The 13,461-nt window shown below is 64.7% G+C and carries 13 protein-coding genes; 1 reads left to right on the forward strand and 12 read right to left on the reverse strand.

The features are described from left to right. From ACTJLC_RS03500 to bamE, 9 genes are all read right to left on the reverse strand, one after another. Entirely contained in the window at positions 1 to 417 is a 417-nt protein-coding gene (locus tag ACTJLC_RS03500; RefSeq protein ID WP_083083147.1) for a CopD family protein, read from the reverse strand. Between the two features lie 106 nt (positions 418 to 523). Then, the gene (locus ACTJLC_RS03505; protein WP_310131714.1) at positions 524 to 1,795 is read right to left on the reverse strand and encodes a glutamate-5-semialdehyde dehydrogenase; all 1,272 of its coding nucleotides are present in this window, start codon (positions 1,793 to 1,795) and stop codon (positions 524 to 526) included. 236 nt (positions 1,796 to 2,031) lie between these two features. Beyond that, positions 2,032 to 3,153, reverse strand: coding sequence for a DNA polymerase III subunit delta (gene holA / locus ACTJLC_RS03510; protein WP_310131711.1), 1,122 nt, complete (start codon positions 3,151 to 3,153; stop codon positions 2,032 to 2,034). A 54-nt stretch (positions 3,154 to 3,207) separates the two neighbouring features. Further along, on the reverse strand, positions 3,208 to 3,759 hold the full coding sequence (locus tag ACTJLC_RS03515; RefSeq protein ID WP_310131709.1) for an LPS-assembly lipoprotein LptE: 552 nt from the start codon (positions 3,757 to 3,759) through the stop codon (positions 3,208 to 3,210). A gap of 154 nt (positions 3,760 to 3,913) precedes the next feature. Further along, the gene (leuS, locus tag ACTJLC_RS03520) at positions 3,914 to 6,505 is read right to left on the reverse strand and encodes a leucine--tRNA ligase (protein WP_310131706.1); all 2,592 of its coding nucleotides are present in this window, start codon (positions 6,503 to 6,505) and stop codon (positions 3,914 to 3,916) included. Positions 6,506 to 6,650: 145 nt separating this feature from the next. Beyond that, positions 6,651 to 7,082: an ExbD/TolR family protein gene (locus tag ACTJLC_RS03525; RefSeq protein ID WP_310131704.1), complete on the reverse strand. Its 432-nt coding sequence runs from the start codon at positions 7,080 to 7,082 to the stop codon at positions 6,651 to 6,653. Between the two features lie 27 nt (positions 7,083 to 7,109). Next, entirely contained in the window at positions 7,110 to 7,820 is a 711-nt protein-coding gene (locus ACTJLC_RS03530; RefSeq protein WP_310131701.1) for a MotA/TolQ/ExbB proton channel family protein, read from the reverse strand. 71 nt (positions 7,821 to 7,891) lie between these two features. Beyond that, positions 7,892 to 8,689, reverse strand: a complete 798-nt coding sequence (dapB, locus tag ACTJLC_RS03535; RefSeq protein ID WP_310131698.1) for a 4-hydroxy-tetrahydrodipicolinate reductase — start codon at positions 8,687 to 8,689, stop codon at positions 7,892 to 7,894. Positions 8,690 to 8,878: 189 nt separating this feature from the next. After that, entirely contained in the window at positions 8,879 to 9,700 is an 822-nt protein-coding gene (bamE, locus tag ACTJLC_RS03540) for an outer membrane protein assembly factor BamE (RefSeq protein WP_073429123.1), read from the reverse strand. A 158-nt stretch (positions 9,701 to 9,858) separates the two neighbouring features. On the opposite strand from bamE, the gene fur reads away from it, so the two are divergent. Further along, a complete protein-coding gene (fur, locus tag ACTJLC_RS03545) occupies positions 9,859 to 10,287 on the forward strand; it encodes a ferric iron uptake transcriptional regulator (protein WP_006051897.1) in 429 nt (142 codons plus the stop codon). 113 nt (positions 10,288 to 10,400) lie between these two features. On the opposite strand, the gene ACTJLC_RS03550 is transcribed toward fur, so the two are convergent. The 3 genes from ACTJLC_RS03550 to ACTJLC_RS03560 all read right to left on the reverse strand — a co-directional run bounded on the left by ACTJLC_RS03550 (position 10,401) and on the right by ACTJLC_RS03560 (position 13,376). Then, the gene (locus ACTJLC_RS03550) at positions 10,401 to 10,913 is read right to left on the reverse strand and encodes an ureidoglycolate lyase (RefSeq protein ID WP_310131694.1); all 513 of its coding nucleotides are present in this window, start codon (positions 10,911 to 10,913) and stop codon (positions 10,401 to 10,403) included. A gap of 13 nt (positions 10,914 to 10,926) precedes the next feature. After that, positions 10,927 to 11,937, reverse strand: coding sequence for an allantoicase (gene alc, locus ACTJLC_RS03555; RefSeq protein ID WP_310131691.1), 1,011 nt, complete (start codon positions 11,935 to 11,937; stop codon positions 10,927 to 10,929). 110 nt (positions 11,938 to 12,047) lie between these two features. Then, the gene (locus ACTJLC_RS03560) at positions 12,048 to 13,376 is read right to left on the reverse strand and encodes a C4-dicarboxylate transporter DctA (RefSeq protein ID WP_310131686.1); all 1,329 of its coding nucleotides are present in this window, start codon (positions 13,374 to 13,376) and stop codon (positions 12,048 to 12,050) included. Positions 13,377 to 13,461: the final 85 nt, after the last annotated feature.

Consider the following 13,461-nt stretch of genomic DNA (forward strand, 5'->3'; position numbering starts at 1 on the left):
TCAGAACGGCTTGATCACCACCAACGCGACCGCTGCCAGCATCCCCAGTACCGGCAGCTCATTGAACATCCGATACCACTTGTCCGTCCGCCGATTCTCGCCGCGCTCGAACCTGCGCAGCAGCACGCCGCAATAGGCGTGGTAAACGATGAGCAGCAGCACCACGCCCACCTTCGCGTGAATCCAGCCCTGCCCGCGCCCGATTCCCACCGCGAGCCACAACCACAGCCCGCACGCGAGCGCCGGCACCGCGATAAACGTCATGAAGCGAAACAGCTTGCGCGCCATCGTCAACAGTCGCGCCGTCGCGGCGGGCTCCGTTTCCATCGCCAGATTGACGAAGATGCGCGGCAGATAGAACAGGCCGGCAAACCAGGAAGCAATCAGGACGATGTGAAACGTTTTTACCCAAAGCATCGGCGGTCCTTGTAGTTTGTATAACGCGTTGGCGCGAAAAGAAGCGCGCTCGGTGGCGCGCTTGTGGTTGTGCTTGTGCGGAGAAACCGGGGCGGCGGCGCGGCTTTTATTGCCGCCCTTCGCCGTGCCCCAGCACGATGTATTTGAGCGACGTCAGCCCTTCGAGCCCCACCGGTCCGCGCGCGTGCAGCTTGTCGTTCGAAATGCCGATTTCCGCGCCCAACCCGAATTCGAAGCCGTCCGCGAAACGCGTTGACGCGTTCACCATCACGCTCGCCGAATCCACTTCGCGCAGGAAGCGCATTGCGCGGTCGTGGTCTTCCGTGACGATCGCGTCGGTGTGCTGCGAGCTGTACTCGTTGATATGTTCGATCGCCGCGTCGACACCATCGACCACCTTGATCGCCAGCACCGGCGCGAGATATTCGGTGCGCCAGTCTTCCTCGGTGGCATCGACCAGCGGGCCGACGCCGGCTTCCGCCAGCACCGCGCGCGCCGCGGCATCCACCCGCAGTTCGACTTCCTTGCCGCGGTACAGCTTGCCAAGCGGCGGCAGCACTTCGGCCGCGATACCGCGCGCCACCAGCAGCGTTTCCATCGTGTTGCAGGTGCCGTAGCGGTGCGTCTTGGCGTTATCGCAGACGGTCAGCGCCTTGGCCAGATCGGCGCGATCGTCGACATACACGTGGCAGATGCCGTCGAGGTGCTTGATCATCGGCACGCGCGCTTCGTTCATCAGGCGCTCGATCAGGCTCTTGCCGCCGCGCGGCACGATCACGTCGACGTATTCGGTCATCGTGATGAGCTTGCCCACCGCGGCGCGGTCGGAGGTGGCCACCACCTGCACGGCGTCCGGCGGCAAACCGGCCGCCGCCAAGCCTTCGCCGATCAGCTTCGCCAGCGCGGTGTTGCATTCGAGTGCCTCGGAACCGCCACGCAGGATCGTTGCGTTGCCCGACTTCAGGCAGAGCGCGGCGGCGTCGATCGTCACGTTGGGACGCGATTCGTAGATGATGCCGATCACCCCCAGCGGCACGCGCATCTGGCCGACCTGGATGCCGCTCGGCCGGTACTTCAGATTGCTGATTTCGCCGATCGGATCGGCGAGCGCGGCGACTTGCCGCAAGCCTTCGACCATCGTCTTCAACGCCTTGTCCGACAGCGTGAGGCGATCGATGAAAGCGGCGTCGAGACCCTTTTCGCTTGCACGGGCGACGTCGCGCGCATTGGCTTCCTTCAGCAACGCGGTGTCACGTTCGATTGCCTCGGCGACGGCGGCAAGCGCGGCGTTCCTGGCCGCCGTCGACGCCCGCGCCATCGCCCGCGAAGCGTGGCGGGCGCGGCGGCCGAGGTCGGTCATGTACTGGTCGATATCCATGGTGATTCTCGTGGTGCCGCGCACGTTCACGTGCGGCGGACGGGCAGAATTAGCGAAAGATCAAACGATTGTAAGTCGGGCGGCGGTGCTTTGCTTGCGCCACCGAACGGGAATGCGGGGGACTTCATATTGCGCCGCCTGGGCGTGGGAGCGATGCAAGCGATCAGTGCCCGGCATCGGCAGCGGAATCCGCTCACCTTCACCGCTCGCCGGGTCAGCGCGCGAGCCAGGCCCAATCAGCCGGGCCTTCGCCCCGGCGCAACAGCCGCGGTGCGAGGTCGCGGCGGCGGCACAGGCACCGCTTTTGCCGGCGACGCCACCGTCATGGCCAGTTCGAACAGTCCGTTCCACGGATCGGGCGGCGGGTCGTTGCGATGATTGCCCGGCGTGCCGCCCGACAAACCCTTCACCTGCCGGTCGAGGCGCGCCGCCAACGCGAGCGCCTTCTCCAGCGCGCTCTCGGTGACGCGCGACAACGCCGGCCCGATCAGCCGCTCACGCGGGCCCCACACGCGGTTCTCGCGCACCAGCATCGCGAGCGGCTTGCCGGCCGCGACACCGCGCTTGATTCGCAGCAGCGTGCGCACTTCTTCCACGACCGCCCACAACACCAGCACCGCGGCCTCGCCTTCGCCGCGCAGACCGTCGAGCATGCGCGTCAAGCGGCCGACGTCGCCCGCGAGCATCGCTTCGTTCAATTTGAAAACGTCGTAACGCGCGACGTTCAGCACGGCGTCCTGAACCTGCTCGAAACTCAGCGACCCGGCCGGATACAGCAAGCCCAGCTTCTGGATTTCCTGATGCGCGGCAAGCAGATTGCCTTCCACGCGCTCGGCGATGAACGCGAGCGCGCGCCGCCCTTCCTCGCCCGCGGCCACTCGCTGCCCTTGAGCGGCGAGCCGCTGCCCCACCCAATTCGGCAACTGCGCGCGCTCGACGGGATCGATCTTCAACGCGACGCCGGCTTCGGCCAACGCCGTGAACCACGCCGATTTCTGCGTGGCCGCGTCGAGCCGCGGCAGTGTGATCATCGTCAGGACGTCGTCGTTGACGGCGGCGGCAAGCGCCTTCAGCGCGTCGGCGCCTTCCTTGCCGGGCTTGCCCGACGGAATGCGCAACTCGACCAGTTGACGGTCGCCGAACAACGACATCGACTGGCTCGCGCCGAGCAGCGAACTCCAGTCGAAACCCCGCTCGACGGTGAACACCGAGCGGTCCGTGAAGCCGGCCGCGCGCGCGGTGGCGCGAATCCGGTCGCACGCTTCCTGCGCGAGCAGGTGCTCGTCGCCGTACACGACGTAGAGGCCGGCGAGTCCCTTGGCGAGATGCGCTTCGAGCGCGTCAAGTCGGAGTTGCATGGCTACCGATCGGCGAGGTTGAACAGGTGCGGCACGTGAATCGGAATACGACGCTCACAGCGGCGGCGGCGGCAACGGCGCGCGCGGCGCAACCGCCGGCGCTTCCTGACCCGGCGCGGGATGCAGCGACTTCACGATCTCGAGACGCCGCGTGAGCTGGTCGATCGCGTCGTTCTCCATGTCGGCGAAAAGAATGTCGGACTCAGCCGCCTTCGCCTGCGAATACTGGTCGCTATAGGTCATCGCCCGGTTCAGCGCGATCACGCTCGGCGGAATCAGGATCGTGCCGTCCTTGCCGGTCAGCGTGTAATTCATCGAGAGATTCAATTGATACTCCGCGACGACACCCAGCGAGTTGAGCGTCAGCGTGCTGATGCCGCGGTTCTCCGAGATCAGCAGCGTTGCGTCGGCATTCGCGGACGACTTGACCACCACCGTGTCGCTGCCGCCTTGCACCATGCGCGTAAGCCGCGCGCCCGCCGCGGCCGAACCGCCGGAGATATAGAGACGTTTGAACGCGTAGTCCTGCTGGCCGCGCAGTTGGAAGCCGCAGGCGGACAACATCAACACGCTGCAAGCCAGCGTCAATAACGATCTGCGAGTCACATTGGCTCCTGGTTCGCAGTAGATTCCGCAGCGAGGACAAGCGCCGCCGCATGTGGCGGCGTCCTGCCTGCTGTCGTGTCTTGATGGATCTTCACGAGAAAACGCCGGGCCGCCCCAAGGTTTTCCGCTCCGCGCGAAGTTTCCCTGGAGGCGCTCAAACGACGACGTTCACGAGGCGGCCCGGCACCACGACGATTTTCTTCGGCGCCTTGCCTTCGCTGAACTTCGCGACCATCTCGTGAGCGACCGCGAGTTGTTCGACCGCTTCACGCGAGGCGTCTTTCGCCACCGTCAGCGCGCCGCGCACCTTGCCGTTCACCTGCAGCACGAGTTCGATCTCGGCCTGCTCCAGCGCCTTCTCGTCGACCTTCGGCCACGGCGCGTCGAGCAGCGAGCCGAATTCGTCGGCGTAACCGAGTTCGCGCCACAACTGGAACGTGAGGTGCGGCACGACCGGATACAGCACGCGCAGCATCACGCCGTAGGTTTCGCGCAGCACGCCCGGCAGGGCGCTCTTCGCACCGTCGAGCGCGTTGAGCATCTTCATCGCCGCCGATACGACCGTGTTGTACTGCAAGCGCTGGTAGTCGAAGTCGGCCTGCTTCAGCACGCTATAAATCTCGCGGCGCAGCGCCTTGTCGGTCTCGCCGAGTTGCGCGGCGTCGAACTTGCCGCCCGCGCGCAACGCTGCCTCGTTCGCGTGGCCGAAACTCCACACGCGGCGCAGGAAACGGCTCGCGCCTTCCACGCCCGAACCGGACCATTCCAGCTGCTGCTCGGGCGGTGCCGCGAACATCACGAACAGACGCGCGGTGTCCGCGCCGTGCTGATCGATCAGCAATTGCGGATCGACGCCGTTGTTCTTCGACTTCGACATCTTCTCGACGCCGCCGAGCACCACCGGCTGACCGTCCGCGTTCAGCACGGCGCCGACCGGGCGGCCCTTGTCGTCGAACGAAACGGTGACCTCGGCCGGGTTGTACCAGGTTTTCTTGCCCGCTTCGTTTTCGCGGTAGTAGGTTTCGTTGAGCACCATGCCCTGCGTGAGCAGATTTTTGGCCGGCTCGCCGAACTTGACCAGGCCCATGTCGCGCATCACCTTCGCCCAGAAGCGCGAGTACAAAAGGTGCAGAATCGCGTGCTCGATCCCGCCGATGTACTGGTCCATCGGCGCCCAGTAATCGGTGCGCTCGTCGACCATGGTCCTCGCGTCCGGCGCCGCATAACGGTAGAAGTACCAGGCCGAATCGACGAACGTGTCCATCGTGTCGGTTTCGCGCCGCGCCGCGCCGCCGCAGGTCGGGCACGTGCAATTCACGAATGCCTCCGACTTGGCGAGCGGGTTGCCCGTGCCGTCCGGCACGAGGTCTTCCGGCAACACCACCGGCAAGTCTTGTTCCGGCACCGGCACGTCGCCGCAAGTCGGGCAGTGGATGATCGGAATCGGCGTGCCCCAGTAACGCTGGCGCGACACGCCCCAATCGCGCAGGCGCCACGTGATCTGCTTGTCGCCGAGGCCGAGCTGCTTCAGATCGGCGGCGATCGCATCGACCGCCTGCTCGTAGTCGAGGCCGTCGTACTTGCCGCTGTTGACCAGCGTGCCGGTTTTATCGCCGTACCATTCTTGCCAGGCGTCCGTCGAGAATGCCTTGCCTTCGACAGCCACCACCTGCTTGACCGGCAGACCGTATTTCTTCACGAACGCGAAGTCGCGCTCGTCGTGCGCCGGCACGCCCATCACAGCGCCTTCGCCGTAGCTCATCAGCACGTAGTTGCCGATCCACACTTCGACCTGTTCGTGCGTCAGCGGATGCGTGACGTAAAAGCCGGTGGCCATGCCCTTCTTTTCCATCGTCGCGACGTCGGCTTCAGCCACGCCGCCACGCTTGCACTCCTCGATGAAGGCTTGCAGTTCCGGCTTGTCTTGCGCGAGACGCGTGGCGAGCGGATGCTCGGCGGCGATCGCGGCGAAAGTCACGCCCATGATCGTGTCGGCGCGCGTGGTGAACACACGCAGCAGCTTCTGTTCGCCGTCGATTTCATACGGGAAGCCGAAGTTCACGCCGAAGCTCTTGCCGATCCAGTTCTGCTGCATGATCTTCACGCGCTCGGGCCAGCCGAGGCCTTCGAGGTCGTTCAGCAGTTCATCCGCGTAATCGGTGATGCGCAGGTAGTACATCGGGATTTCGCGCTTTTCGACCAGCGCGCCCGAACGCCAGCCGCGTCCGTCGATCACCTGCTCGTTGGCGAGCACGGTCTGATCGACCGGGTCCCAGTTGACGGTGCCGGTTTTCTTGTACGCGATGCCCTTTTCGAGCATCTTCAGGAACAGCCACTGATTCCACTTGTAGTAATCGGGGCTGCACGTGGCGACTTCACGCGACCAGTCGATTGCGAGGCCCATCGACTGCATCTGCTTCTTCATGTAAGCGATGTTGTCGTAGGTCCACTTGGCGGGCGGCACGTTGTTGGCCATCGCGGCGTTTTCCGCCGGCATGCCGAACGCGTCCCAACCCATCGGCATCAGCACGTTGTAGCCGTTCATCCGCAAATAGCGGTACATCACGTCGTTGATCGTGTAGTTGCGCACGTGCCCCATGTGCAGCTTGCCCGACGGGTACGGCAGCATCGAGACGCAATAGAACTTGGGCTTGCTGGTGGTTTCCGTCGTCTTGTACGCGTCGATCGCGCGCCATTGCCCTTGCGCGGCGGATTCGACGTCGGAGGGAACGTATTTTTCGTGCATGGTGTGATGGTGTCGCTGGGTTCGGTGCTTTCGCACCGGCCGCTTGGTGCTCTGCTGGATGAAATGGCGTCGTTTCCCCTTCGGCGGGGGAAAGGGCTGATTATACCGTTCGCGGACGGGTGCGCCGCGCGGTATGGCTAGCTGGCTAGCGGCTCGCGCCAGGCGGCGGCGGGTCCGTCACGAAGCCGATCCGCTCGACCCCGGCCTGCTGCGCCGCGCCCATGACCTGCGCGATCACCTCGTAACGCGTGGAGCGCTCGGCGCGCAGTTGAATCTCCGGCTGCTCCGGCTGTTTGCCCGCTTGCGCGAACCGCGCGCGCATCTGCTCGAGCGTGATGACGTTGCCGTCCCAATAGAGCTTGCCGGCGGCGTCGATGGAAAGGGAAATGGTTTGCGGCGTTTGCCGCGCGGGCGCCGCCGCCACTTTCGGCAAATCGAGGCGGATTGCGTGCGTGAATAAAGGCGCGGTAATGATAAAAATCACCAGCAACACCAGCATCACGTCGATCAGCGGCGTCATGTTGATCTCGGCCATCGGCGCGGCCGTCTGCTTTTTCTCGAGTCCGCCGAATGCCATGTCGCCTCTTTCGTGTGAGCAACGCGCTTAGTGAGTCGGAGCCTGCCGGGCCCGCGGCGCGGTGTGGGCCTGCTCGGCGGGCGCGCACACGTATGCGTGCAGATCGTGCGCGAAGCCGTCGAGTTCCTCCGACAATTGCCGCACGAGACGCCCGAGCACGTTATACGCAAGCACGGCGGGAATCGCGACCACGAGGCCGAACGCGGTCATGATGAGCGCCTCGCCCACCGGACCGGCGACGTTCTCGATTTGCGCCTGGCCGCTCGCCGCAATGCTGCCGAGCGCGTGATAGATACCCCAGACGGTGCCAAGGAGGCCGACGAAGGGCGCCGTGCTGCCCACCGAGGCCAATAGCACCTGACCGAATTCGAGCCGCCGCTGCGACGCATTGAGCGCCTGGCGCAACGCCCGCAGCACCCGTTCGCCGCGCTCGACGCGGGCGAGCAGCGCACCCGGAATGTCCACTTCGGACGCATGCAGGGCCGCCTCGGCGAGCGGCGTGAAGACACGCTCACGGTCCACGCGCTTCAACGCCGCGACACCCTCGGAGAGCGTGGGCGCCTGCCAGAATTGCGCGATGGCGCGCGCCGCCTGCCGTTTCGCGCGGGTGAGAATCCAGCTCTTGACGATCAGAAAACACCAGCTCGCAATCGACATGGCCAGCAGCACATAAGCGACGCCATGCGTGATCGCGTCACTGGTTTGCAGGTAATGAATGATGCCGCTGCTGCCTGCCATCTGACCTCGCCGTGGAAAGTGATTCGAGGGACGCGAACGGGCGCCGCGGTCCGGCGCGCCCGGACAGACGCTCAACGCAGGCCGAGCACGTCCTGCATGTCGAAGAAACCGGTTTTGTGGCCTTCGAGAAAACGCACGGCACGAAGCGCGCCTTGTGCATACGACAAACGGCTCGCCGATTTGTGCGTGATTTCGATGCGCTCGCCGATGCCCGCGAACAACACCGTATGGTCGCCGACAATGTCGCCGCCGCGAATCGCCGAGAAGCCGATGGTGGACGGATCGCGTTCGCCGGTCACGCCTTCGCGGCCGTACACCGCGCAGTCGTCGAGATTGCGGCCGAGCGCGTTGGCGATCACTTCGCCCATGGTCAGCGCCGTGCCCGACGGCGCGTCGACCTTGTGACGGTGATGCGCCTCGATGATTTCGATGTCGTAGCCGGTCGCGAAATGCCTGGCGGCGTATTCGAGCAACTTCAGCGTGACGTTCACGCCGACGCTCATGTTCGACGCGAACATGATGGCGATCTTGTCCGCCGCGGCGCGCAATTGCGCTTTCTGCTCGTTGTCGAACCCGGTCGTGCCGATCACCATTTTCACGTTGTGGCGCTGCGCCGCTTCGAGATGGACCAGCGTGCCTTCGGGACGCGTGAAGTCGATCAGGTAGTCGGATTTGGCGAATACGCTTTCGATGTCGTCGCTGAGCGCGACGCCCGTCTGTTTGCCGACCAACGCGCCGGCGTCCTGACCGAGTTGCGGGGAGCCCGCACGGTCGAGCGCGCCCGAGAGCGTGACTTCAGGATCGTTAAGGACGGTTTCGATGAGCATGCGGCCCATACGGCCCGATGCGCCAGCAATGGCAATTTTCATGGCTACGAGGGTTCGAAAAGGCAAAACCCGGCAAGTGCGGGAGAAAGCGGCGCCGGGCAGCACGCACCGGCGCCGCGCATCATGGGAAAGCGGAAAATCTGGCGGGCGCCACGCAGGGCGCCCTTGCCGTGACGCGGCACGCGTTCGCCACGCCCGCGCCGTAGTCATCTTAAAACACCGACCGCCTGGTTACTCGCTCGTTCCCGAAGTCGACGGAGTAGTCAGCGGCGCGCTGTTGCCCGTTTGCGAGCCAGTCGGTCCCACCGGATTGCTCTGCGCGCCCTGCGCCTGCGGAGGCGGCGGACGGTGGAACTGGAACTGCGGCTGACCCGGGGCCGTCGGGCCCTGTGGCGGTACGCCGCCGGCGTTCGGGGTCGGCGCGGTGGAGCGCACGGAAGACCGCGTATTGCCGGACGGCGATTGCACCGCATTGGTCGCACGATTGGCCGCTTGCGCGGCTTCCGCATTGGCGTCCGTGGACGGTGCGGTTACCGCCGCAGCACCCTCGACAGACGGCGAACGCACCGTGTCCACCGCGATCGGCGCCGCTGCGGCCGCCACCGGCGCGCTCGCGCCGCCGGCACTGCTGGCTACGTTCGGCGCAGCGGCCTTTTTGCCGCGCCTGTCGCCGTCGATCTCAGCCAGCAATTCGAGGTTGGACGGCAGGTCCTCGCCGCCCGACCAACTGGCGACGCGGTCGCCCGCGAACATGACCACGAAGTCGCGCTGCTGCACGACGTTCGTCGAACCGCGCTTGAAATAGAACACGTAGTCCCAACGATCCGCGTGGAACATGTCGGCCAGGAGGGGCGTGCCGAGAATCTGCCGCACCTGCGCGCGGGACATGCCGACCTGCATCTGCGAAGCGGCTTCTTTCGAGACAAAATTGCCTTGCACCACCGTGATGCGATACGGGGTAATGCTTTGCGCAATGCGCTGCGTCAGACTGTCGTAAGTGGAACATCCGGCAAGAACCGCGACAGTCGCAACAGCGATCAAGGTACCCCGCATGCGGCTCCCCCGGTAGATCAATTGAGATTTTGAAATCATTTCACTCACCGTGCGGGCCCGCTGACGAGCCGCGCGAGTTTCATTCCATCGAAGATGACCAGAACGGCAAAAACACATTACTATGAGAGCCCAGCATTGTACTCTAGGGATCCCTTGCCATGACCAATCCAACCGATCTCAAGAATATCGGGCTCAAGGCGACCCTTCCGCGCCTCAAAATCCTTGAGATTTTCCAGCACAGCCCGGTGCGCCACCTGACCGCCGAAGACGTCTACCGCAACCTGTTGCACGAGGAACTCGATATCGGCCTTGCCACCGTCTATCGGGTCCTCACGCAATTCGAACAGGCGGGCTTGCTGTCGCGCAGCAATTTCGAATCGGGCAAGGCGGTGTTCGAATTGAACGAAGGATCGCACCACGACCATCTCGTGTGCCTCGATTGCGGGCTCGTCGAGGAATTTTTCGACTCCGAAATCGAGAACCGTCAGCAATCCATCGCGAAGGAACGCGGCTTCAAGCTGCAGGAGCACGCGTTGGCGTTGTACGGCGCGTGCACCAAGGAGAATTGCCCGCATCGCAAGCATTGATGCGATCCGGGCCGCGTCGGGGTGCGCGGTCCGGTGGAAAAAAGACCCGCCCGGTGTGAATCGGGCGGGTCTTTTTGCGTTTGGGGCGCGGCGGCCGGCTTCGGTGAGCAGCTCTATACCGACAGTTCGGCGCCTGCTTCGAACATCAGCCGCCACGGCTCTTCCAACGTCAGTTCGTCGCAGTTGGGCTGCTCGCCGCCGCGATCGACCACCACGAAATCGCTCATCTCGTCGAGCGCCAGCAGCGGATGGTGCCAAACGCCTTTCGTGTAGTTCACGCCCTGCCAGCCGTCGCTCCAGAATGCGCGCATCCGCGCCGGATCGAACTCGCCCGCCGGCGCGACCACCACCAGATAGCGGCGCGCCGTCAAGGGAATGAACGCCTGGCTGCCGAGCGGGTGCCGCTCCATCATCGTGATGTCGACCGGCAACGGACGCGGTTGCGCGCGAAACAGGTTGATCAGCGGCCGGCCGCCCTGCTCCGTCACATCGACGTCGGCGAGGTCGTGATAGCGCTCGGTCGTGCCGCCGTTGATCGCGAAATGGCGCGCGCCGTCCAGCTCGATCACGTCGCCGAATGGCGCGAAGGCGGCTCGCGTCAGGCGCTCCATCTGCAATGTCTTCATCGACGCGGCTCCGTTATGCGAGGTCGCCCCACAGGCACAGGCGCGACACGCCACCGTCCGGAAAGATATTGAAACGCACGTGCGTGACAGGTCCGAGCGATGCGATGCCGTCCGCGAACGTGTGCACGTGGTCCATTTGCAGCTTCTGCTCGGCGAGCAGTTCGGGCCAGAACATCGCTTGCGTGACGAGCGATTCGTCCGTGCCGCCCGTCACGCGAGCGGCTTGCAGCGAACAGCGGTCGGGAAAATTGCCCTTGAAGTGCGCGGTGTCCACCTCGATCTTGCGGATCACGCCCGGCCGCGCCAGCGCGACGATCGCCCAGTCGGTGCCCGGCTCGCGGCGCCGCCGCGTCTCCCAGCCGTCGCCCATGTTGACGCCGCGGCCCGGCATCAGCATCTGCGAGGCTGGACCGAAATGCTGGTTATTCGCCGCGACCAGATACGCGCCGTTCTCGATCGCCGCGAGGTCCAGCAGCGCGCCGCGCTCCACGCGCGCCCAGTCGCGCTTCGGCTGGCCGTACACGCGCAGGCGCGCGAGGCCGCCGTCCGGATACAGATTCACGCGCAGATGCGTGAAGGCGCGCGCGTCGTTCACTTCGACGTAGTGGTGTTGGTTGCCCTGCAGCGTGGTCGGCGGCACGAGCGTTTGCCAGTCGGCGTTGCCCGGCGGCACGTCGCTGTCCACATGGCAGGCGTCGATCGACGCCGCCGGCGGAAAATTGCCGGTGAAGTGGCTCGTATCCAGATCGACGCCGTGCACGACGCCCGCCCGCGCGAGCCGGATCACGCAATAGTCGTGACCGGTCGTGCGCTTGCGACGAGTTTCCCAGCCGTCCATCCACTTGCCGTGGTCGTCGTATTTGCCGGGAATGAACACTGCGGGCTGCGGGTCGAGCATGCGTTCTTTCGGCGCGAAGAATTCGTCGCTGGCGTGGAGCGCTTTCGCGCCCAGACGCGGGTCGGCGAGGTTCATATAGCGGCGGGTGAAGGCAGGCGCGTTCGGGTCGAGGATCGGATTGGCCATAGTCTCGGTAGGCGACGAAAAGTGAAGGAGCGCCAGCGGATTTCGGAGCATCCGCCGGCGCGGAAAAACGCGCTGCGTTGGCGCGCTGGTCGGTCAGACGATTCGGGATATCAGACGGCTGGCGCGTGTTCGCCGGCGGCAGACTCGGGGTCCATGCCCTCGCCAGTCGGGACGTAGCGCAACGCCGCGTCGCGATTCAGCACGCGATGCGCGCGCGCCCGGTCGATATCGTTTTCCCACACCGCGACGACCACCGTCGCCACGCAATTGCCGATCAGGTTGGTCAGCGCGCGGGCAATGCCGACGAACCAGTCGACCGGCAGGATCAGCACGAGGCCGAGGACGGGAATCGCCGGAATGGCGGACAACGTCGCGGCCAGAATCACGATGGCCGAGCCCGGAATGCCGTGCGCGCCCTTCGACGTCACCAGCGATACCAGCACCACCACGATGAGGTCGTGCGTGGACAGCGGCGTGTTGGTGGCCTGCGCGATGAAAATCACAGCCAGGGTCAGATAAATGGAGAAACCGTCGAGATTGAACGAGTAGCCGGTCGGAATCACGAGACCGACCGTCGAATCCTTCACGCCCATCCATTCGAGCTTGCGCATGACCTGCGGCAACACCGCATCGGACGACGCCGTGCCGAGCACGATCGACAGTTCCTCGCGCAGATAGCGGATCAGCTTGAAAACGTTGAAGCCGGCCAGCCGCATCACCACGCCCAGCACCACGACCACGAACACAATGCAGCTCGCGTAGAACACGAGCACCAGCATGCCGAGTTGCTTGAGCGAGTCGACGCCGTACTTGCCGGTGGTGAACGCGATCGCGCCGAGCACACCGAGCGGCGCCAGCTTGATGATGAAGCTCATCACCCGGAAGAACACCTGGGCGAGTTCGTCGATCAGGCCGCTCACACGCTGCGCCTTGGTGCCGAGCAGAGACAGCGCCGAGCCGAACAGCACCGAAAACACGAGGATTTGCAGGATGTCGCCGGTCGCGAACGCGTTCATCGCCGTGTCGGGGATGATCTTCAGCAGAAAGCCCGCCGTGTCCTTGAGGCTCTTCGCGTGCTCGGCGTATGTCGACAGCGAAGCCGGATCGAGCGAATGCAGATCGATGTTCATGCCGACGCCCGGTCGCGTGACATGGGCCAGCACGGCGCCGATCACGAGCGCGATCGTCGTCATCACCTCGAAGTAGATCACCGCCTTCAGGCCGACGCGCCCGACCTTGCGCAGATCGCCGGCATGCGCCATGCCGCTGACCACGACGCAAAAGACGATTGGTCCGATCACCATCTTGATCAGCTTCAGGAAGCCGTCGCCGAGCGGGCGCAGCGATTGGGCGAAGTGCGGGAACACCGCGCCGATCACGATGCCGGCCAGCAGCGCAATGACGACCCGGCCAAACAGCGAATTGAAGAATTTCAACACGGCTTCCTCCTGGTTGCGGTTCACTCAGTTCAGACTGGTCCGACCAGTGCTGTTATGGCGAATAGTAGGAAGCCGATATACTGGC

The organism is Paraburkholderia sp. 22099, from assembly GCF_052045835.1.
In the GTDB taxonomy this organism is placed as follows: domain Bacteria; phylum Pseudomonadota; class Gammaproteobacteria; order Burkholderiales; family Burkholderiaceae; genus Paraburkholderia; species Paraburkholderia terricola.

What these genes read in the sequence shown, in the direction of transcription:
- ACTJLC_RS03500 (WP_083083147.1), bottom strand. Translation starts at nt 417, where the DNA reads ATGCTTTGGGTAAAAACGTTTCACATCGTCCTGATTGCTTCCTGGTTT.
- ACTJLC_RS03505 (WP_310131714.1), bottom strand. Translation starts at nt 1,795, where the DNA reads ATGGATATCGACCAGTACATGACCGACCTCGGCCGCCGCGCCCGCCAC.
- holA (WP_310131711.1), bottom strand. Translation starts at nt 3,153, where the DNA reads ATGCAACTCCGACTTGACGCGCTCGAAGCGCATCTCGCCAAGGGACTC.
- leuS (WP_310131706.1), bottom strand. Translation starts at nt 6,505, where the DNA reads ATGCACGAAAAATACGTTCCCTCCGACGTCGAATCCGCCGCGCAAGGG.
- ACTJLC_RS03525 (WP_310131704.1), bottom strand. Translation starts at nt 7,082, where the DNA reads ATGGCATTCGGCGGACTCGAGAAAAAGCAGACGGCCGCGCCGATGGCC.
- ACTJLC_RS03530 (WP_310131701.1), bottom strand. Translation starts at nt 7,820, where the DNA reads ATGGCAGGCAGCAGCGGCATCATTCATTACCTGCAAACCAGTGACGCG.
- dapB (WP_310131698.1), bottom strand. Translation starts at nt 8,689, where the DNA reads ATGAAAATTGCCATTGCTGGCGCATCGGGCCGTATGGGCCGCATGCTC.
- bamE (WP_073429123.1), bottom strand. Translation starts at nt 9,700, where the DNA reads ATGCGGGGTACCTTGATCGCTGTTGCGACTGTCGCGGTTCTTGCCGGA.
- fur (WP_006051897.1), top strand. Translation starts at nt 9,859, where the DNA reads ATGACCAATCCAACCGATCTCAAGAATATCGGGCTCAAGGCGACCCTT.
- ACTJLC_RS03550 (WP_310131694.1), bottom strand. Translation starts at nt 10,913, where the DNA reads ATGAAGACATTGCAGATGGAGCGCCTGACGCGAGCCGCCTTCGCGCCA.
- alc (WP_310131691.1), bottom strand. Translation starts at nt 11,937, where the DNA reads ATGGCCAATCCGATCCTCGACCCGAACGCGCCTGCCTTCACCCGCCGC.